At 44.0% G+C, this 21,301-nt stretch carries 19 protein-coding genes; 12 read left to right on the top strand and 7 right to left on the bottom strand.

The window, feature by feature from the left end:
* Nucleotides 1-4: 4 nt before the first annotated feature.
* On the bottom strand, nt 5-394 hold the full coding sequence (locus tag C7Y69_RS08045; RefSeq protein ID WP_013783892.1) for a F0F1 ATP synthase subunit epsilon: 390 nt from the start codon (nt 392-394) through the stop codon (nt 5-7).
* Nucleotides 384-1,793: a F0F1 ATP synthase subunit beta gene (atpD, locus tag C7Y69_RS08040; RefSeq protein ID WP_041452513.1), complete on the bottom strand. Its 1,410-nt coding sequence runs from the start codon at nt 1,791-1,793 to the stop codon at nt 384-386. The genes C7Y69_RS08045 and atpD overlap by 11 nt, the downstream gene beginning before the upstream one ends.
* 460 nt (nt 1,794-2,253) lie before the next feature.
* On the opposite strand from atpD, the gene C7Y69_RS08035 reads away from it, so the two are divergent.
* The 4 genes from C7Y69_RS08035 to C7Y69_RS08020 all read left to right on the top strand — a co-directional run bounded on the left by C7Y69_RS08035 (nt 2,254) and on the right by C7Y69_RS08020 (nt 3,917).
* Entirely contained in the window at nt 2,254-2,580 is a 327-nt protein-coding gene (locus tag C7Y69_RS08035; RefSeq protein ID WP_013783894.1) for a YceK/YidQ family lipoprotein, read from the top strand.
* A gap of 135 nt (nt 2,581-2,715) precedes the next feature.
* Nucleotides 2,716-2,925 carry a hypothetical protein gene (locus C7Y69_RS08030; RefSeq protein ID WP_126872353.1) on the top strand — a complete coding sequence of 70 codons (210 nt, stop codon included), beginning with the start codon at nt 2,716-2,718 and terminating at the stop codon, nt 2,923-2,925.
* A 287-nt stretch (nt 2,926-3,212) separates the two neighbouring features.
* Nucleotides 3,213-3,515, top strand: coding sequence for a hypothetical protein (locus tag C7Y69_RS08025; protein ID WP_013783896.1), 303 nt, complete (start codon nt 3,213-3,215; stop codon nt 3,513-3,515).
* A 117-nt stretch (nt 3,516-3,632) separates the two neighbouring features.
* Nucleotides 3,633-3,917: a hypothetical protein gene (locus C7Y69_RS08020; RefSeq protein WP_126872352.1), complete on the top strand. Its 285-nt coding sequence runs from the start codon at nt 3,633-3,635 to the stop codon at nt 3,915-3,917.
* Nucleotides 3,918-4,063: 146 nt separating this feature from the next.
* Here the strand turns inward: C7Y69_RS08020 and C7Y69_RS08015 are convergent, their stop codons facing one another.
* Entirely contained in the window at nt 4,064-5,257 is a 1,194-nt protein-coding gene (locus C7Y69_RS08015; protein ID WP_013783898.1) for an MFS transporter, read from the bottom strand.
* A gap of 217 nt (nt 5,258-5,474) precedes the next feature.
* Complete coding sequence (locus C7Y69_RS08010; protein ID WP_013783899.1) at nt 5,475-6,578, bottom strand: NADH:flavin oxidoreductase; 1,104 nt, start codon at nt 6,576-6,578, stop codon at nt 5,475-5,477.
* A gap of 390 nt (nt 6,579-6,968) precedes the next feature.
* Here C7Y69_RS08010 and C7Y69_RS08005 point away from each other — a divergent pair, with 390 nt between their 5' ends.
* Genes C7Y69_RS08005 through C7Y69_RS07995 form a run of 3 tightly spaced genes read left to right on the top strand, consistent with a single transcriptional unit; the run spans nt 6,969 to nt 8,849 of the window.
* Nucleotides 6,969-7,619, top strand: coding sequence for an energy transducer TonB (locus C7Y69_RS08005; RefSeq protein ID WP_126872351.1), 651 nt, complete (start codon nt 6,969-6,971; stop codon nt 7,617-7,619).
* Between the two features lie 52 nt (nt 7,620-7,671).
* Nucleotides 7,672-8,238 (top strand): sigma-70 family RNA polymerase sigma factor, encoded by a 567-nt coding sequence (locus tag C7Y69_RS08000; protein ID WP_260563453.1) that lies wholly within the window; start codon nt 7,672-7,674, stop codon nt 8,236-8,238.
* Nucleotides 8,235-8,849, top strand: a complete 615-nt coding sequence (locus tag C7Y69_RS07995) for a hypothetical protein (protein ID WP_126872350.1) — start codon at nt 8,235-8,237, stop codon at nt 8,847-8,849. The genes C7Y69_RS08000 and C7Y69_RS07995 overlap by 4 nt, the downstream gene beginning before the upstream one ends.
* A 176-nt stretch (nt 8,850-9,025) precedes the next feature.
* On the opposite strand, the gene cdd is transcribed toward C7Y69_RS07995, so the two are convergent.
* Nucleotides 9,026-9,433, bottom strand: a complete 408-nt coding sequence (cdd, locus tag C7Y69_RS07990; RefSeq protein ID WP_126872349.1) for a cytidine deaminase — start codon at nt 9,431-9,433, stop codon at nt 9,026-9,028.
* Between the two features lie 128 nt (nt 9,434-9,561).
* Between cdd and nlpI the strand changes: the two genes are divergently transcribed.
* A complete protein-coding gene (gene nlpI, locus C7Y69_RS07985) occupies nt 9,562-10,455 on the top strand; it encodes a lipoprotein NlpI (RefSeq protein ID WP_126872348.1) in 894 nt (297 codons plus the stop codon).
* A 13-nt stretch (nt 10,456-10,468) separates the two neighbouring features.
* Nucleotides 10,469-12,289, top strand: coding sequence for a tetratricopeptide repeat protein (locus C7Y69_RS07980; protein ID WP_260563451.1), 1,821 nt, complete (start codon nt 10,469-10,471; stop codon nt 12,287-12,289).
* Here the strand turns inward: C7Y69_RS07980 and cysZ are convergent.
* A complete protein-coding gene (cysZ, locus tag C7Y69_RS07975) occupies nt 12,234-12,983 on the bottom strand; it encodes a sulfate transporter CysZ (protein WP_126872387.1) in 750 nt (249 codons plus the stop codon). The genes C7Y69_RS07980 and cysZ overlap by 56 nt on opposite strands.
* A gap of 269 nt (nt 12,984-13,252) precedes the next feature.
* Between cysZ and smc the strand changes: the two genes are divergently transcribed.
* The 3 genes from smc (at nt 13,253) to ligA (ending at nt 20,563) form a co-directional block, all read left to right on the top strand.
* Nucleotides 13,253-16,720: a chromosome segregation protein SMC gene (gene smc / locus C7Y69_RS07970; RefSeq protein WP_126872347.1), complete on the top strand. Its 3,468-nt coding sequence runs from the start codon at nt 13,253-13,255 to the stop codon at nt 16,718-16,720.
* Between the two features lie 19 nt (nt 16,721-16,739).
* Nucleotides 16,740-18,329 (top strand): cell division protein ZipA, encoded by a 1,590-nt coding sequence (zipA, locus tag C7Y69_RS07965; RefSeq protein ID WP_126872346.1) that lies wholly within the window; start codon nt 16,740-16,742, stop codon nt 18,327-18,329.
* Between the two features lie 191 nt (nt 18,330-18,520).
* A complete protein-coding gene (gene ligA / locus C7Y69_RS07960; protein WP_126872345.1) occupies nt 18,521-20,563 on the top strand; it encodes an NAD-dependent DNA ligase LigA in 2,043 nt (680 codons plus the stop codon).
* Between the two features lie 191 nt (nt 20,564-20,754).
* Here ligA and C7Y69_RS07955 read toward each other — a convergent pair whose 3' ends face one another.
* Nucleotides 20,755-21,291, bottom strand: a complete 537-nt coding sequence (locus tag C7Y69_RS07955) for a DUF2062 domain-containing protein (protein ID WP_057791593.1) — start codon at nt 21,289-21,291, stop codon at nt 20,755-20,757.
* Nucleotides 21,292-21,301 lie beyond the last annotated feature (10 nt).

Below are 21,301 nucleotides of genomic sequence, written 5' to 3'. Positions count from 1 at the left end.
TAAGCTACTGCTTAGACAGTGACGAAAATTGTTTAAGAAACCCGGTTTCCAACTTAGCTAACACAGCCCGCAGGGCTTGTTGCTCTTCATCCAGATGAATAAATTCTTGGGTAACCGCCTGCTGCAAAGTTTCAAGGGATTGCCCACTTATTGCTCTTCTAACGGAAATAGAGACTTGCTTTCCCGTTTTCACTAACACCCCTTGATCAATAGCAACAAATTGAGGCGCTTGGTTATTACATTGATAAGTTAAAATTCCGGGCACCAATGGGGTGATACAATCTAAACGGTGAGGCAGAATGCCAAAACTTCCTGAAGGGGTTTCAACAATCAGATTGCTGATGCCTGAAAGCTGGGCAAATATTTGATTGGGTAAAAGAATATTAACCTGCATGATGTGCCTCATCTGATGCTGTTTTAGGTGCTTTATGACCGCTAATCGCGTCATTAATATCGCCAATCATGTACAACGCGCTTTCGGGATGCTCGTCAAATTCACCGCTTAAAATGCGTTCGCAACCTTCTAATGCTTGTTCGATAGTCACGAACTTTCCTTGCATGCCAGTAAATTGCTCGGTAGTGAAAAATGGTTGAGTAAAAAAGCGCTCTAATCGACGGGCTCTTGCCACAACATTTCGGTCTTTTTTAGATAACTGTTCTAACCCCAACATGGCAATGATGTCTTTTAATTCGTTGTACTGGGCGAGAATATGACGAACCTGTTGTGCTACTTGATAATGTCTATCACCAACCACATTAGGCGTAGCTAGTTTTGAACTTGACTGCAACGGATCGACGGCAGGATAAAAGCCTTCACTAGCGCGTTTGCGTGATAGTACTAAGGTTGCTGATAGGTGAGAAAAAGTATGCACCGCTGCTGGATCGGTAAAGTCATCAGCAGGTACATAGACTGCTTGAATAGACGTAATGGCACCGTTTTGTGTATTGGCGATACGTTCTTCTAAACTTGATAATTCAGTGCCGAGGGTGGGTTGGTAACCCATTCGTGATGGCATTTGGCCCATTAGGCCAGACACTTCAGAACCCGCTTGAATAAATCGAAATATGTTGTCGATGAGTAATAGCACATCTTTCTTTTCGTCATCACGAAAGTACTCAGCCATGGTTAGCGCGCTGTGACCTATTCTAAAGCGGCTTCCAGGAGGTTCGTTCATTTGCCCGAATAGCATAACCATGTTGTCTAACACTCCAGCCTGTTTCATCTCGCGATAAAGCTCTTCACCTTCTCTGCAGCGTTCGCCTATACCGCAAAATATACTTACGCCTTGTTGGTGGCTTACCATGTTGTGGATCATTTCGGTAAGCAAAACGGTTTTGCCCACGCCAGCGCCACCAAATAGACCCGCTTTTCCGCCTCGCTCAAGCGGACACAGAACATCAACGATTTTGATGCCGGTTTCAAATATCTGTAGCTGGCTGGAAATACTAACAAGGGGAGGAGGGGATTGATGAACGCTGCGCCGCTCTGTGTTATTAATAAAGGGTTTGCCATCAATAGCTTCACCAAACACATTGAACATTCTGGTGAGTATTGAAGGACCAACGGGCACTTTTAACGGGCCTTGTGAACTTTTCACTACCATACCGCGAGCTAAACCCTGGGTAGGTGTTAGCGCAATAGTGCGTACTTTTTCTGCCGAGAGTTGAGAAGCCACTTCTAACGTTATTTTACCGTCATTAGCGTAAATGATGGTGTGGATGTCTGGCAGTTGATTAGTAAAACGGATATCAACAATACTCCCTCTTACCGCCACAATAACGCCAACATGCATCGCATCTATTTGTTCTTTGGTTGAATGTGTCACTTGATGCTCGCTCAATAAAAGATGCTATCACACCAATAGAATACGCCGTTTATTTATTGAACAATTTGACCTTTATCAAACATTTTGAATGTTTGATTTAAATTCACACCCATTCAAATATAAATCTACATTGAATTTGAGTATGAACTTCAGGCGGTGGTAACATAAGACAATAAGTATGGCTCATGCCTTTGTCGTGAATTTTAGTCGGGTATCTTAATCGGGTATTGGGCCGGGCAATGATACCCCTCATTACCGTTCGCTACTGTGATCGGTGATTAATAGTATCGGTGAACAATGGACCCGTTGTTGGATGGAATCGCTGATGAATGGTACCGTTGATGGATAAAACCGTTGATCAATGAAACTCTTGATGAAATCAGCATTAGTTTGATAATGCTTACTTAATAAATGGAATTAGTAGTATATGAAAGTTTTACCTCTCGTCATCTTATCTTTAGCGTGTTGCTCTTGTGCGACTGTGAAAACAATTTCTCCTGACAACAACCATGTTCAAATTGAACATCAAGGTAAGAAAAGTTACTGCGAAGAAATACCTCGTGTATATAGTGGTTTTTCATACAATATATGTTTGTTAAACGGTGAACCAAGCCGACGTGAAAATATCGGTTCTACGTTTGGGAATGTCCCTTTCTTTGTTATTGATGCAGCGTTTTCTATTGTGGCTGACACTATTGTTATTCCATACACCGCAGTACAACAGATAGATAAAGGCAGCATTAACGTTAACTAAACTACACTTTCACTCGCTTCTTTATCGTTTAGCTCCTCGTGTAAAAATATTCAACTTTACGTAAAGGCGATGGTAAGACGTCCATCGCCTCCGCTAAGGTTGATTTTACCAAGATGATAAAATGGAACGCTTGTTATGAATATTAATGCGACATTGTTTGGGCAAGTTATTGTTGTATTTGCTTTACTCATGGCTGCGCTTGGCTATTACTTAGGGAAGCGAAAAACCCGATCGCCTAATCTTACCGCAGTCGTAGCGTTCTTTTCTGCACTCGTGCCGCCGTTAGCAATTATATTGCTAATCGTACTGGTACTAAAAAACGATGTGAAAACGTCAAAAACATAACCTTGGATTAACGAAGCATGCCCGCTAAAGCTTTCGTTTAGCGCAATTTAGTAGCACCAACTTATACGCCCATTTCTGAGCTTCTAGATTACGCCTAGAAAGACTACGCCTAGAAAGACTACACCTAGAAAGGCACGCAACATATCTCGTTACACCTCACTCTTTGTCAGCAAAGCAGTTATTGTCTATTCTGCTTTTAAGCTAATTGCACCGGGCGTGTCGCTTTCAATTCACCTAGAAGCATCTATAAGCGGCTCAAACTGCGTCACATACACGTGGGAATGATGATGGAAGAAGTTATTGTAGGGGAAGTAGCCAAAGGTCTCTTCAGGGCAGCTGGTTACCTAATTATTGAATTGTTTTTTTGGACCGTTTGCTATTGGGTAGGTTGGCCTATTTGCAAAGCGGTCACGTTTGGCGGATACCCAAAACAAAATAATCTACGGCGCTCAGAAAGTGAGAACGGACGGGAAAGTGAAGGCCGAAATTTTGGTGGCCGTAGTAGTAATCAGCACAGTAATGCATGGTGTGCATTGGTGGGTCTTGCCGTCGTTGTATCAGCTTTCTTGTTCATAATAACCCACTTTTAATAGCCAACAGTTATGCCAGTTACCGTGAATTAGGTATTTATAAGTAAATAACCTGCGACATTGAACAGGTTACATGTAATGCTTTGAACATTAGAACAATGACCTACCAGAGCTATTATGAATTTAGATAAATCGACAAAACGCATTGCTAAAAGGGTAAAGAAAGGATTTCAAGGCTACCCACAAATTACTTTAACGTATTATGGCGAAACGCCTGATTGCGCAAACGAAGTAGTGATGGGATTTATTGCCGAAGAAGGCGTTGCTCCACAAAAGCAGAAGTTTGCCAGCAAGACTGATGCAAGAACCGATGAAACTATTCAAACTACATTACTTAAAGTTATTGAACGGGCCGACGCAAAAACGGTAACAGAAGCCGAAGAGATTGTGGTCAGAAAATAGCGCCTGTTTAGCAACGCTGCAGTTTATTGAGAGCCTTACATAGACGTTAGTAAAACGATTTAAGTAGAAAGTCACCAATATAATTCACCATGATAATTCACAAATAGCAGCAAGCAGCGAGCCCACTTAATGGCATTCACTATTTTTTAATGGCGTGTTTTAAATTTTAGCGTAAAGAAAAACACCAATAAATAACAGCTGAACGAAAACCAGTAGGGCAGTGAGGCATCTATAGCATAAAGATATGAGCCTAAAAGCGGGCCTACTGCGAACCCCAAAGGCGGGCAGGCGCCAGCGATGCCTGCTACCGCACCTTGTTCATCTGATGATACCGCTACCGATACCCCAGCCATAAACCCTGGCCCCGCTATGCCTAACCCCAAACCCAATACGCACATGGCTGACATAAATTGAAGTTTAGTTTCACCAGAGGCTAAGATAGCAAACGCTATCATCATGATGGGCATTGAGAGCCGTAATAAGGTGAAAGGGCGAAGCTTTAATCGAGGAATAACCAGCATTTGAACCAACAACGCAGATGCGGCAGAAATCATTAAACTGAAGCCTACAATTTTGGCGGTATCGGTGCTGTTTAGTCCGAAGGTGTCTTGAAACCGAAAGGCTATAGTTTGCTGAACGATGGCAAAGCCCATAAACAACAATACGCCTGCTACTATTAATGGGAATATTCTAGGATCAGTGTATTTAAGCTTCTTGGGTGCTGAAGTATGTGTAGGCTTAGGCAATACGGGCAAAGAGTACATGGCTAATACCGCGACGGCAACGGTTACACCCACAGAAAAATAAAGCGGCGTAAGTAAACTTATACTGGCCAACAACCCACCAATGGCAGGCCCCAAAATTGAGCCAATATTGGTTGCAGCGCCTAGCGCGCCCATCCCCTTTACTCGCTCTTCTACCGTAGTGATATCTGCCATGTAGGCACTTGCTGAAGGCGATACAGCAGCCATTACCGTGGCATTGCCCACTCGCGTAATGATAAGTAAGACAAGCGCTGCTAAAGGAGCTAGCAGGCCTAATAGTGCAGCTTGGAATACACCCGCGAAAACCAAAGTACCCGCAGAATAACCAAACAATCCTATTAAGAGTACTATTCGTCTACCCCAGCGATCGCTAGCACGCCCCCACAAAGGGCTGATTAAAAATAATGTGAGAGATGAGCAAGAAATAATAGCGCCAATTTGCACTTCTATTAGGCCAATTTCTCTACCTAGCGGTGCTAAAATTGCGAACAGAACGGTTTGCGCAAATCCAATGGCAGCTGCGGCTAATAGCAGTGTATTTTTAGCTAACTTATTAGACGGCATGGGTTGTGTCATAGTGAAGATTACTGCTTGGTTGTACGGTCAATGATGAGCGTAGTGTTGTCAGCCATTCTGGATGTTGCCACTCAAATAATCCCATGTGCGTTTGCAAACATTTTAGTAAGCAAGTTAGCCAGATCATTAGCGAATTTATTGAGTGAACGTGCAAAGGTTCCACAAGCATTAATATAAATGCCTATGGAACTGCCTATGCACGAGCTTGTATAACTGCTTATGTAAGCGACGCGAGGGCTTTCCCTGAGAATTCCTCTAATTCATCAAGCTGGTTGTTTTTGATTTTATTTGCCCAATTGGCATCTTGGAGTAGGGCGCGGCCTACGGCTACCAAATCAAACTCGCCTTTTTCTAAACGTTCAATCAAATCATCGATAGCACGCGTGTTCGAACCTTTCCCGGTGAAGGCACCAAAGAAATCATCGTTAAGACCTACTGAGCCTACGGTAATTGTTGGCTTGCCAGTAAGCTTTTTCGTCCATCCTGCTAGGTTTAAATCGCTACCTTCGAATTCATTTTCCCAGTAACGGCGCTGTGAACAATGGAATATGTCTACACCTGCATCACTAAGCGGGGCTAAAAATTCTTCAAGTAATTGCGGTGTTTCCGCGAGGCGCGCTGTGTAATCTTGTTGTTTCCATTGTGAATAACGCAGCACAATGGGGAAGTCAGGCGACGTAGCGGCGCGGATCGCTTTAATAATTTCTACCGCAAAGCGACCACGGTTCGCCATGCTGCCACCCCAATCATCGGTGCGCTCGTTAGTGCCGCTCCAGAAAAACTGGTCAATCAAATAGCCGTGTGCCCCGTGAATTTCAATACCATCAAAACCAATGCGTTTAGCATCTGCCGCAGCGGTTGCGAAAGCACCGATTACAGACTCAATATGTTGTTGAGTCATTGGCTCTGCGCCTTGCTTACCAGGCTTAAATAAGCCTGAAGGCCCTGCACTAGGCAGTTCCGGGAAAGGGGCTTTTTCAGCAACACGAGCCATTCCTACGTGCCAAAGCTGAGGCATAATTTTACCACCAACACTGTGCACGGCCTTTACCGTTTCTTCCCAACCGGCAAGTGCCTTGTCACCGTGAAAAACAGGAATGCGATGGCTCATATTAGCTACCGGATCGTTTACCGTAGTGCCTTCTGTGATAATTAATCCTGTTCCACCTTCAGCGCGGCGGCGATAGTAATCAGCAACCTCTGTGGTAGGAATACCTTCAGGAGAAAATTCACGCGTCATCGGTGCCATTACAATTCTGTTGTCTACCGAAAGCCCTTTATGTTCGAAAGGGGTAAATAAGGCTTGAGTTTTAGTGGTCATGGGTAGTTATATTCCATATATAGTGCGCAAAATGTGCTTAAAAACGCGTTAGGCTTTTAAACGAACATTCAACGCAACAAAATTCATTTGGGAAACGTTAGTAGGCCGCTTTATCGTTTTCGTATCTTTTTATTCGAGCTTATCGATACTGGCTTTTCGATACGAGCTCATCGATACAGGCTTATTAAAACGAGCTCTATGATAAGCGTACGCTGCTTAGGTTTCACCGGTCTACGAGACTGAATATAGTATTAGCAGATGACGAAGAGTCAATTTATCAATCTGAATGGTCATACCAGTGGTTGCCCGCATGCAGTTTTAATTTAATCGTAAAAATAAATCACCCCTATTGCCATCTTGTTTCGTTATGTAAGAAAACAGGAGAGCAATATGAACGCATTTACAGAACATGATGTACTTCGCCCCTTCAGCGTTAAGCCACTTATTTATATAGCAATGAGTGTAGTTATCACCTTTGCTTTGTTTGCCGTTATGGCTAAATTGATAGAGAACGATCAGGTTGGGGGTAAAGTGTCGGAGTATCAAACTGTTGGGCCGGTTGTACTGGCGTTGGACGACCCTAAAGTGATTGTACGTACGCCTATAAAACCCATGGAGAAGCCTGTAGCACAGCCGCCTATGGAAATACCCAAAGCAGATCCTACGCCCAATGACACCGATACAACGTTTAAGTTTACCCCTCAATTTACCAACAATACGGTAAATATAAATCCTAATTTTCAAAATGGACAAAAGGATATGCAAGCTTCTCCGCAATTTCGAGTAGATCCCTCTTTTCCCCAAGAAGCGTTGCGAGATGGTATAGAAGGGTGGGTGAAGTTAGGTTTTACGGTAGCCTCAAATGGTACGGTACAAGATATTCATATTATTAGCGCCGAGCCCAAGCGAGTGTTCGACCGTGCAGCACGTAGAGCCTTGTCTAAATGGAAATATAAACCAAAAATAGAAAATGGTGTGCCAGTGGCTCAACATGATATGTTTGTTGTATTAGATTTTCGTTTTGAATCCGCACGGCAATAGTATGTTTTGATTGTTTTTTACTTAGTTCTTCAAGGTGAATAAGGGAGCGCGTATGAGTTATGCCAGAGCAGGGCTGCTGATATCGGTAAAAGATTGGTTCAGTGCACCCTTAAGCGATGAAAGCTTAATGGAACGATATGCGCGTACGGGGGAACCTAAAGCGTTATCTCGTTTATACGATCAACATAGCAATGCTCTTTATTACTATTTGCTGGTCATGAGTAATGCTGATATGGCGGCAGATATAACCCAAAAAACCTGGCTAAAGGTAATAGAAAAAAAGCACTTGTATCACCAGGAAGGAAAATTTCTGGGCTGGCTTTTCACCCTTGGGCGCAACACCCTGCTAGATGAACTTAGAAAACAATATCAACAAAGTAACCATTGTAATCAGGTTGAAAGCTTGGTGTCTGATAGTAATCCGTTAGATGAGGTACCGGACTTTCACCAACTATTAAAGCGGTTACCTTTCGAGCAGAAAGAAGCATTTTCCTTGCAGCAAGAAGGGTTCAGCGTACACGAGATAAGTACAATTTGTTGTGTCCCTCATGAGACAGTCAAAACACGTCTTCGTTATGCAAGGGAAAAGCTTAAAAAAGCATTGGAGTCACAATCATGAACGACGAAAATGAACAATTCCATCAGGCATATCAGCACAGTAAAAACCAACGCAAAGTGCCAAGTCGCATAAAACGTAACGTGATAAATAATGCAAAACACCATGAATATTCACGTTTTGGGCAAGGCTCACGCTTTTGGCAACTTGTAGGCGGTTGGCATAAAGACTGGTTTGCATTTGGTGCGGCCGCTTTTGTATTGGTGATATTGGTAGGTATTTATGATTTTAAAAGCCAGGTAAGCAATACTGTAGATATTGCCACTATAGATGTTGAATTTGAAGTACACGGTTTTACCGATGAAATAGCCGATGTAGATAGTAACGATTACAGCAAAAAATATAAGGCTTATAGTAGAGCTTACGAACAACAGTTGGCCACGTTGAATGCAGTAAGAACAAGCGTAGCGACACTGACGAACATCAATAATCAATGGACGTTAGTAGATTGCTCGTCAAAGCAAATAACCCTATCTGATAATCTTGTCGCGAGTATGAGAGCGCATCAGCGTATTGCCACAGGCATTGAAATTGGTGATCAAGTAGCATTAGCCTTCAATCAAAATGGACTGATCTTAAATATTACTCGTTCTGCTGCGCCGAAAATGTGCTGATAAGACCTAGTCATTAAAAAGCACTTGGGTTGAGCGTGAATTAAGCAATGCATAAAAATAAAAAGGGGGAAAGAAACATAGAATATCGCGGGTGAAAAGCGTAAGCCTTACGCGGGTTTATAAACTGTAAAATAACCACGTAAGACCTCATCCCTAAATATCAAGCCTAAACCTTACTACTTGCCTAAATCGTGTGCTCTAAACGCATTAGGCAGTAATTCACCAATGGTGGTTTCGTGGGTTTCACCCGATTTAGTGACCATCACCACAGGGGTATCGTCTGGGGCAAATTCTGCAATTTTTTGTCGACAGCCTCCGCAAGGAAAGCAAAATTCGTCATTTTGACTCGCCACCACAATAGAATGAATGCGTTTGTGGCCGTGGCTAACCATATTTCCAATGGCGCTGGCTTCAGCACATTGGCTAAGTGGGTAAGCGGCACTTTCGACATTACAGCCTGCAAAAATATCACCTGACTCGGTAAGTACAGCTGCACCCACTTTAAAATCAGAATAAGGTGAGTGCGAGTGTTGTTGAACTTCTTGTGCTTGTTCTATTAGCTTTTTTATCTTTTTATTATCCATAACTACCTACATTCTCCCGACTTATAACTTTACTTTTTACACTAAATGCGAGAAAGTTGGCGGCATATAAAGCCGCTTACGCATCTGTAACGCGGGATGTTTTTCTTACTTAAGAATGCTTTTTTACCATGCGTCGAAACGTTAGTCTCATCTTTTTTTTCATATTTGTTGGTATTTTAGGCGGTTGTGCACAAACTCCAGAAGTTTCTCGCCAACCACAAATGGGTAATTTACTGTTAGCAGAGCCAGCGCCAGTTAATCCTCGCTCTGAAATGGCTATTGCCCGTTACAATCAAATTTTGGGTAGCAGCGCCTTGTCTGATGAAGACAAAGCAGAACTTCACCTACAGCGCGGAATGCTATACGACAGCGTTGGGTTAGGTGGATTAGCACAGTTTGATTACAGTCAGGCCATTAACCTTAAGCCTGATTTTGCAGAAGCCTACAATTCAATGGGTATTCATTACATTCAGCAAAGTGATTTTATTCAAGCCTACGATTCTTTCGATTCTACGCTGGAAATTAACCCTGAATATGACTTCGCCTTTTTAAACCGTGGCATTGCCTTGTATTACGGCGGTAGATCGGAATTGGCTATAGAAGACTTAGGCTGGTTTTTACAAAAGGATAATTCTGACCCGTTTCGTGCCTTGTGGGCGTATTTTGCCCATTACGATTTATCGCCAGAAGAAGGTCAGGCTTATTTAGCGGCTATTCGGCCAGAATTAAATAATGAACACTGGGCCACCACACTAACCGATTTATTTTTAGGCGTGGTTGATGAAAACGCAGTGCTTAATTCGCTACTTGACGGTGTAAAGAGTCAAAAAGCATTAACCGATAGGCTGTGTGAAGCGTACTTTTATTTAGGCAAGTACCATAGCCAAGATGGCAACAATGGTATCGCTTCTAACTATTTTAAGTTGGCGCTGAGCACCAACGTCTTTGATTATGTTGAACATCGTTACGCTCGTATGGAGCTTAACCGTCTTCGTCAACGTTCGTCAGACGCTGAAGAGTAACAGCGCCTAAACAATGCGTGGATTAACACTAGCGATAATAGCGCTGTTGCTAATAGCGGGCGACAGCGGCCGTTACACGCAGCAGTTAGTGCGTAATGCTACCTCGGCAATACATGCTTACGATAAGCAATTCCTCTTAGCCGAGCCTCTTTCAACCGAGCCTGATTTATCTGATGCATTGGCACCCGAACAAGCCGGTTCTGATCCACTTAGCTCTAATTCAGCCAGCGCTGATTCAACTGCTAGCGCTCCCGCGAGTAACCCACTTTCGTCAAATAAAGCTCGGCCGTTAAAGCAAAGCGTTTACGCGCTGCTATGGCTTGCGGCGCAAAATCATGAACAATCTGGTACAAGTCAGGGCAACGACAATGCCAGCGAAGAAGCACAACACCTTCTTATCAATGTAGCAACTAAAAATAATGCCCAATATTGGCTTGAGCAGTTAGCCTCAATTAATAATGCTGACGCAGCATGGGCGTTGTACCAATTACTTGGTGAAGAGGCCGCTTCAGATCGGCTTGTTCGTTTAGCTGCCCTTGGTAATGTCGCCGAAGCGCAACTCGCCTTTGCCATGGCGACTGAGAATCCAGAAAAACGAGAGAAATGGTTAATTAGAGCGGCTGAACAAGGCTATATGCCTGCTCAAGCTGCACTCGCTGATTGGTATCTATTACACGCTCAACCAGAATTAGCAAAACCTTGGCTTCAGAAAACGGCCATGGATGATATGCAAAGTGCTTTTAAGTACGGCAGGTTATTGTGGGATGAAAATAATCGTGACGACGCAAAAGTATTTATTCAGCGCGCCGCTAAGGAAGGTCATAAATTAGCGCAGCAGATAGCATCTGTTATTAAACGGTATAGGCCAACAACACCTACTGCTGTGTCTCAATATTCATGGCAATCAAATACAATGTGCCATCAGCGAATACAACTTGTCGCTACCTCATTGGCCACGATTGCTCGTGCTGATAAGTTATACAAAGACTATGTGAACGATGAGCGGTTGAGTGAACTTCCGCTATGTATTGCGCCGCCTTTATGGCTTGAAAATAATGTGCTCGATTGTAACGCTAATTTTCAAGGGCAAGGTAATCTTGCCTGCAACGTGAAGCCACTGGCGCCAATTGTTAAGGCACGGGATGTTACCCATGCCATCGTGGTATCGGAGCAGGGCAAAGCTAATGTCCAAAATGGGGTGATGTACTTAGATATAAGCGATGCTTACTCGGTGATGGTACACGAGCTGGCGCACTTCGCGGGTTTTATTGACGAATATGCGTTGTCACGCAACGCCGCGAGGCGATACTGCTCTAACGAAGGGTTAAATACATTTGCTCCGCCTAATCTTACTATGGACGGTGCCATTGCTTATCATCCTCAAAACACCGTAAATCACTGGGAAACCAAAGCCAAAGAAGCGTTTTTACCTTTACGGGTAGGCACTGCGAAAACCTGTGGTGCAATAAACGTCACCAGCTACAAACCTAGTCGTGTTATCACGTTTATGGAACACCATGATAGTGGGGTCATACCCGATTTGTACCTGTCTTTGTGGCAAGACCAGTTAGCAAATCCCGCGGCGCAGCGACCTATTTCAATGAACCTGTTTCAGGCTTTTCATAAAAGCGGACAACCCCAAGAGGCCGGGCAATGGCTTGCGGCCTACGAAAGCCACAAAGCGAGTGGTGAAATAAATGCGGGTGAGGCGGCAGCAGATGCTGCTACCACTGCCGATGCTAAAACAGACGCTAAAAACAATACCGAAGAATTAAGCATTAAACCCGGTTTCTTAATGCCTCGTCACGTAGTTCACTTACCCACATTGATGTAGCGCCACAGATGGCGACTGGCATAACGATAAAGTTCACCACGGGAATAAGTGAAAAGATATTCACCATAATGCCAAAGGACATCGATTTGCCTTTATGCTGCGACAGGTGATTTTGCATGCGTTTGAAGTCAATTTTGTGGTTATCGTAAGGGTAATCGCAGTATTGAATTGCCATCATCCAGGCTGAAAATAAGAACCACAGAATTTGCCCGAATACAGGCACAAATATAAACAGTATCAAGAAGCCTATAGCGCGAGGGATATACCAAAAGAGCTTGGTAAATTCTCGGCCCAAGGTGCGTGGAATGTCTTTTACAAGGTCGAGTAATCCATCGTCACCCATCGCTTGCCCTGTTAAGTGGCGCTCAACTTTTTCTGACAATACACCGTTAAAAGGCGCAGCAATCCAGTTTGCAAGTGTGCCAAATATTAGGGCAAATATAAGCAGTACACTTAACACCGCTAACGGCCATAAAAAGAAATTTACTGCCGTTTTGATCCAACCCAGCCATTCAGGTACTAGGTTTATTACATAGCTTATGCCGTATTCAATTTGGCCAAATAGAAAATAGAATGCGGCGGAAAAAAGCAGAATGTTGATAGCTAAAGGAACAAAAACAAAGCGTTTTAAGCCTTTAGTTTTAATTAATGAAAACCCTTCAAAAAAATAATGTATACCACTTCGCGAACTCATCATTACTCCAGTGCTCGGTTTTGCTACGATGGTTTTAATAACACTTTTACTAAAACAAAATTACTTACCCATTATACGTAACACCCTAACGCAAACGAAATGGTAATTGTTACAAGCTGTTAGATTTGGTAAAGTTCAAGCATAATAAAAACCATAAAAATGTGCTTCCTAATGCACTTAGCCAATACGCTAAATATTTCTTTTATAACGTTTAACCCATATCAACGGGGCGCATCTTGTTACGTAGCTTTAGTGCGTAAGGTATTGTTGTGCGTTTAAAAAAGATCAAACTAGCGGGCTTTAAGTCCTTTGTAGACCCAACCACAATTCCTTTTCCTAGTGAAATGACAGCTGTAGTCGGCCCAAATGGGTGCGGAAAGTCGAACGTAATCGATGCCGTACGATGGGTGCTAGGGGAGAGTTCTGCTAAGAACTTACGGGGCGATGCCATGACCGACGTTATCTTCAACGGCTCTAGCGCTCGTAAACCTGTGGGGCAGTGCAGTGTTGAGTTGTTTTTTGATAACAGTGCAGGGCGAATTGGTGGCGAATATGCGACTTACAGCGAATTATCAGTAAGACGATTAGTCACCCGCGATGCCCAATCTACCTATTTTTTAAACGGCACCAAGTGCCGTCGTCGTGATGTCACCGATTTGTTTTTGGGTACAGGGTTAGGGCCTCGCTCTTACGCCATTATTGAACAAGGTATGATTTCTCGGCTAATAGAATCTAAGCCACAAGAGCTGCGAGTTTTCATCGAAGAAGCTGCCGGTATTTCCAAGTACAAAGAAAGAAGGCGGGAAACTGAAAATCGTATTCGCCACACGCAAGATAACCTAGCAAGGTTAAATGATGTGCGTGATGAACTTGGTCAACAACTCGAAAAGCTTCAGCGCCAAGCCGCGGCTGCAACCCGTTATAAGATGTTGCGTGAGAAAGTGCGTGAACTCAAGGGGCAATTAGCGGGTATCCGCTTTTTAAAAAATAACGAACAAACTGAAAACTTGCAGCAAGTGCTGCAAGGTCACCAGCAAGCACTTGATGCATTAGTGTTACGGCAACATGGTGATGAAGCGGGCATGCTCACCTACAAAGAGCAACTGGCGCAAAACAAACAAGCTGCAGACGATGTACAGCAGCAGCTATTTACCACCAGTAACGCCATTACTCGTATTGAACAAAACGAATTACATAGTCAGCAGCGCAAACAACAGATTGAGGCCGAACTCGTCACCTTGAACGAGCAAACGAATTTGTTGGTCGCTGGGTTAGAAGAAGCTAATCAAGCGTTAGCCACCTCTAAATCGGGTTTAGACACCTTGTTACCCCAGCAAGCATTGAATGATGAAGCTTTGGCACAAGCCAAAGACATGTTTGATGATGCCGAGCAAGAACGCCGTGATTTCAGTGCACAAAGCCGCGAGCACGAACAAATTTATCATCGTTTAAAGCAAGAAGTACAAACCTGTCATAGTCAAATTCAGTCGACGATGAACATGCAGCTTCGTACTTCACAGCGTATCAGTGAACTGAACGATGAGCTTAGCCAGCTCGATACCGATGATATTACCGATCGGATTTCGATGTTGAGCGCGCAAATTGATGAAGCCGAAGTTCAGGTAAGCGAGGCGTTGGAGCAATACAACGACACCAAAGAAGCCCTTAAAGGCAGTCAGCAAGCCCTAGCACAAGTAGAAACAATGCATAGAGAGCTAGATGGCGAACGACAATCTTTGCAATCTACCATTGCAGCACTATCAGCACTGCAAGATGATGCTGCTACTGGCTATGCCGAGGTGCATAGCGACTTACAATTGTTGTGGCAGCAGTTGAATGTGCCAGAAAATTTGAATGACTGTGTGGAAACCGTATTGCGCTATTGGCATCAACCTTATATTGCCAGTTCTCTTGAAATAAACGACTTAGTTAATCATATACCGCTTTTACCCATGGGGGAGCGGGTGTTTGCCCAATCAGCTTTCACCGATGTAAAACAACCCAACACCTTGGCTGCGGCTTTACAAAACAAACGGGTGCCAGAAGCGTTCAATCATATTCTACTGTGTAAAACCAACGCTGATGCACTGGATATGGTCGGCACCCTTCAAAACACAATGTCTGTACTTTCAGAAGAAGGTCTTTGGTGTGCTAAAGATTGGATAGTGCGGGGCGGTGAGGTTGAAAACAGCGTGTTACATAGAGCATCAAAACTGGCTGATTTGAGTGAAAAGCTTAACCACATTGAAGACAATATAGCATTAGCCCAGGCAAAAGTAGAAGAAGCTAACGTGCTGGTTAGTCGTAATGCCGAGCAAAGTGACCATGCCAAACTCACTTATGAGAACCTTAAAAATACCCTAGTTCAGCATACCAATGCCATGTCTGTGTTGGTGATGCAAAACGAACAATTAGCGGCGCGAAGCGCAAAACTTAAAGACGAATTAAGCAAGCAAAACGTCATGTTAAGTAAAGAAGAAGCGCAGCTCGTTACTTTATCCGGACAGCTTGAAATTCATGAAGCGCAGTTATCGGAATACGAAGCGCGCGTTAGCGAAGCGCAAAATAACCGAGAACAATTTGATAATAAGGTGGCGCAACTTCGCAGCAAGGTAGAGTCGTTAACACATCAGGCTCATGAGATGGCATTAAAAGTACAGCAATTGGAAAGTCATCAAAATTTATATGCACAACAGGTAACGCGTAACCAACAGCAGCTCACCGATTATCAATCGAGACGGGATACGCTAAGCAAAGAGCTTACAGACTTGTCAGCGCCACAGGCGGTTCAAAAAGTTCAATTACAAGAACTGCTTACACAAAAAAGTGAACTTGAAAGCAAGCGTTCCGAGTACCAATCTAAGCATGATGAAATAGAGCAAATGCTGCGTGAGTCTGAAAAAGGTCAACAGGCGTTGGCGAAAGATATTCAAGAGCGCACGAGCAACATCGAAAAGCTAAATATCGAGATTGAAGGGTTTAAAGTGCGTGCTACTGCCATTTTGGAGCAATTAGAAGATAGCAAGTTGTCGCTAAAATCTATTCTCGAAACATTGCCAGACGAGGCAGATGAAACAAAATGGCAGAAAGAACTTGAAAGCACGCAAGGAAGTTTGTCTCGCTTGGGGGCGGTGAATTTGGCAGCGGTAGAAGAATTCGAAACCCAATCGGAACGAAAGTTACACCTTGATACTCAATACCATGATTTGACCGATGCATTGGAAACATTGCAAAGCGCGATACGTAAAATAGATAAAGAAACCCGTACCCGTTTTTCTACTACGTTTGAGCAAGTGAACCAAGATTTGAAAACCCTGTTTCCAAAAGTGTTTGGAGGAGGCTCTGCTTATTTAGCCTTAACCGACGATGACTTGCTAGAAACTGGGGTGACTATCATGGCGCGCCCTCCTGGTAAGAAAAATAGCACAATTCACCTTTTAAGCGGTGGAGAAAAAGCGTTAACCGCTTTATCATTGGTATTTGCGATATTTAGGCTTAATCCAGCACCATTTTGTTTGCTGGATGAAGTTGATGCACCATTGGATGATGCTAACGTTGGGCGTTTTTGTAACTTGGTTTCAGAAATGTCGCAAACGGTACAGTTTATTTATATCACCCACAATAAGATTGCGATGGAAATGGCAAGTCATTTAACCGGTGTTACCATGGCAGAACCTGGTGTGTCTAGGATGGTAGCGGTTGATGTTGAACAAGCAATGGCTTTCGCAGAAGCATAACAAAGGGCGACGAAGCTAAATGGAAGATGAATTACGTCTATCACTATTGTTTGCAGGTACCTGCTTTATAATTGCAGTGCTTGCTCACGGTATTTGGAAAATTCGCAAAAACGGAAAGGCGAGCAGTAAACCTCGAGTTGAACCCCGTCAGTGGGCAGATACCGGTGAGGAAGAAGGTTCGCAATCAGAAGGATTTGATGAATTAGGTATTGGCCAGGTTCGCGTGGTGAGTTCTGGCAATGCACAAGAAAATGCGCAAGACAGTTTCGATACAAGCGATGAACAAGACCTAGGTGATTCACATAGCAGTACCAATCACACAGCGGCGAGTGCCTCCAAAGCAAAAAGCTTTTATGGTAACGATAGCACCGCTGATAGCGATGTTAGCGATGTCAGTGTTCAGCATGATGTTAATAATGCATCGGATAAATCATCGGGTGAAAATGAAACGGTTGATCATTTAGCTGCTACTGCGCAGAAAGAAGCTAATGGCGCTAGTCGTGGAGTGAGTGCTGAAGATTCCGCTTCCAAGACTAATACACCGAAAGAAAAGGTAGCCGATAAACCTAAGCTTTATGGTTCGGTAGTGTCTAATCCAAAGCCGCATCTTCAGAGCACTTCAGTCCCTGCAAATGTAGATGACGGATTGAGTGCAGATTCCTTCCCAGAACCTCCTGGGTTTCTATTACGTGAAGGCGATGATGAACCTGCTAGCGAAGTTGAAACTGCCGCTATCAACAAGCCTTCTGTAAGTTATAGTGCGGTAGACAGTACACCAGTGTCTCCTGATGCGGGCAATAGCCAACCAACGCCTGAACACAACTCACCAGAAATCGATGATTTCAGTTTGGACTCACCGGCAACACAATCTGTGTCGGGTAATACCGCGCAAACAGGCTACAAAGAGACCCAAAATCAGGCAAGCGAAGGTGCTGAGGTCGTAAGTGCCAGCGGCTTAGGTGAACAAGCTAAACGCTTTATGAAAGGCAAGCGCAGTAAGCCTATTTCTCGTAAGCGCCAAGAGCCTAAATTTGGCGATGATCAAATGCGTATCGATTTTGACGATAGTGCAGCCAATGCAGCCAATGCAGAAAGCGCCAGTACAGACAGCCAAGATAACAGTATGCAAACTGCTTCAGGCAGTCGCACCCAAAATGAGGGCGCTTCTGAGCAAGTTGAACAAGAAGTACTCGTACTCAACGTTAAAGCCCCCGAGGACGACCCAATATCTGGCGCAGCTTTGTTGCCAATGTTACTAACGCTTGGCTTTAAGTTTGGCGACCAAGATATTTTCCATCGCCACGTTAATTCCAATGGTAAAGGACCAGTGTTATTTAGCTTGGCTAATATGTTTAAGCCTGGAATTTTCGATATTGATAACCTTGAAACGTTTAACACACAGGGAGTTTCTTTGTTTATGATCCTGCCCATTGAGGGCGACCCTCATCAAGTGTTCAATATGATGCACAACGCCGCACGTAAGTTGGCGGATGAGTTCGGTGCTCAAGTGCTTGATGGACGTCGTAGTGTGCTAACTAAACAAGGTTTACAGCAATACATGGAAAAAATACGTGAGTTTGAACGCAAACGTATGATTGCCCGCCAGTAGTCAATTCCTATAAATTAGCATAAAGGGCCTGACTTTTTAGCGGCCCTTTTTTGTTTTCTCATGCTACCATTAGGACAATTATTTGGCGTTAAGTACAGTCACCAATTAGCATTGAGTGAGCGTGCTGCCTCTGTTTTAGTTAGCAGAGTGAAACCGCCATTTCTTTTAAAAAATTACACGCAAGTATCATCATGTCAGACACGTTAGAACAAGCAAAAGCCCGCGCCGAATCACTTCGTGGGCAGATAAACGAATACAACTATCAATACTATGTGCTCGATGCCCCTACAGTGCCCGATGCGCAATATGATAGAGATATGCAGGAACTCATCAGCATCGAAAAGCAATTCCCTGAATTGCAGAGTGTAAGTTCGCCAAGTCAAAAAGTGGGGGGCTCTGCGCTTTCTGCTTTCGAGCAAGTTACCCATGAAGTGCCTATGTTATCACTTGATAACGCGTTTGATGATGTGTCGCTATTGGCGTTTGAAAAACGTATTTACGATCGCTTAAAAGACAATAAAGAACTTGGTTTTAGTTGCGAACCAAAGCTTGATGGATTAGCGGTTAGTATTCTTTATGAAAATGGCGAAATGGTACGTGCAGCGACTCGGGGTGATGGCCAAGTTGGTGAGAACATTACTACCAATGTTCGCACCATTGCTAACGTTCCGCTTAAATTACGCGGCGAAAACTACCCGTCTCGATTAGAAGTTCGCGGCGAAGTATTTATGCCTAAAAAGGGCTTTGAAGCGCTTAATGATTATCAGCGTGCTAACGACGGTAAAGTTTTCGCTAACCCGCGTAATGCTGCCGCTGGAAGTCTTAGACAGCTTGATTCAAAAGTAACAGCAAAACGCCCGTTAATGTTTTACGCCTATTCATTGGGTGTGGTTACGCCTGAGGATTTTGAGCTGCCACATCATCATAGTGCGCGATTAGCGCAGTTAGGTGAGTGGGGTATTCCCTTATGCCCTGATATCGACACCGCAGAGGGAGGCAAAGGCTGCTTAGCGTATTATCAGCGTATATTGACCCTTCGTGACGACTTACCTTACGATATTGATGGCGTAGTGTTTAAAGTTGATGATATTAGCGTACAACAAGCATTAGGCTTTGTTGCACGCGCGCCGCGCTGGGCCATTGCACAGAAATTTCCTGCCCAAGAAGAAATAACCAAACTGTTAGATGTTGAGTTTCAAGTAGGACGTACCGGTGCAATAACGCCAGTGGCAAGATTAGAGCCCGTATTTGTAGGCGGTGTTACTGTGTCAAACGCCACGCTACATAATCAAGATGAAATTGACCGACTAGGGGTGAAAGTAGGCGACTACGTTATTATTCGACGCGCGGGTGACGTTATTCCCCAAGTGGTTTCTGTGGTACAAGCCAAAAGAGATGACAACGTTAAAGACATCGTTTTTCCTACAGACTGCCCAGTTTGTGGTTCTAATGTAGAAAAACTGGAAGACGAAGCGGTTGCTCGTTGTACCGGTGGCCTTATTTGTGCGGCGCAGCGCAAGCAAGCGTTAAAGCATTTTGCCTCACGAAAAGCATTTGATATCGACGGTTTAGGCGATAAGTTGGTCGATCAACTCGTTGATGCCGATTTAGTGCATAGCCCTGCAGATTTCTTTAATCTTAAATTGGGCGATGTGGTTGGCCTTGAACGTATGGCCGAAAAGTCTGCAGCCAAATTGTTACTCTCACTTGAGGCGTCGAAAGCCACCACATTGGCGAAGTTTTTATATGCGTTAGGTATTCGAGAAGTCGGTGAGGCCACGGCAGCGAACCTCGCTTTGCACTTTGAAACCCTTGAGGCAATTCGTAACGCCAGCGAAGATGAACTCATTGAAGTGCAAGATGTAGGCGGTATTGTTGCGGCGCATTTGCATAACTTTTTCAACGAACCTCACAATACCGATGTTATCGACGCCTTACTAGAGGCGGGTATTAATTGGCCTGCAATTGAGAAAAAACCACAAAGTGCGTTACCGCTTGATGGAAAAACCTGTGTAGTCACAGGAACATTAAGTGAAATGGGCCGCTCTGATGTAAAGGCGAAACTGCAATTGTTAGGGGCTAAAGTGGCAGGCTCGGTATCGAAAAATACCTCGTTTTTGGTCGCTGGTGAAAAAGCGGGCTCTAAGTTAACTAAAGCACAAGAGCTAAATGTTGAAGTGTGGGATGAAGCTAAGTTACTCGCCTTTTTAGCAGAGCATGACTCGCTTTTTTAGCAGAGCATGACTAGCCTTTATAATTAGCACAGTTTGAGCAGTCAGTATTAATAGAACGCAAACCATACAAATGAAAAAAGGCGCCTTAAGAGCGCCTTTTTCATGTCTGCGTGTGTATGATTTGATGTACTTAGGCACGTACTAAGAACTCGTAGCCTAAGCGTCCGCCTGCCTATGGTAGGGGGAGCTGGCTACTGTGCTTGTACTTTGGCTTTCGCACGAGCCAATCTTCTGCGTTCCCAAGCCTTTTTAACCTGAAAACGCCAAATCCAGTTTAGGGTGAAATACCCCACGGCACTGGCGATGATGGAACAAATTGCGCAACCAACCAAAAATGCAGGGCCAATAGTGCTGATGCTTTCCACCACCCATTGCCAACTGAATTGGAATTCAAAGTGTTCCGGCTTGGTCCCAAGTACAGTAGAACCAATTTTATAAGCAGCATAAAATATGGGCGGTATGGTGAAAGGATTGGTAACCCATACCGTGGCTACCGATAGCGGTAAATTCGCACGAAAAGGAATGGCGACGCCCGCAGAAAGCCACATTTGAAAGGGCACAGGCCAAAACGCAAAAAACAGCCCGATACAAAATCCGCCTGCCGCTGAACGTCTGTTTAAATGCCATAAATTAGGTTCGTGCAAAACGCTGCCAAACACGCGCAGAATTTTGTTGTTCTTTACAGCCTGCGGTTCAGGCAGGAAACGTCTAATAAATTTCTTAGGCATAACACTCGTT

This window comes from Alteromonas sp. KS69 (assembly GCF_003989595.1).
In the GTDB taxonomy this organism is placed as follows: domain Bacteria; phylum Pseudomonadota; class Gammaproteobacteria; order Enterobacterales; family Alteromonadaceae; genus Alteromonas; species Alteromonas naphthalenivorans.
Note: the sequence above shows the minus strand (reverse complement) of the source record. Positions and strands in the feature narration are given on the sequence as shown.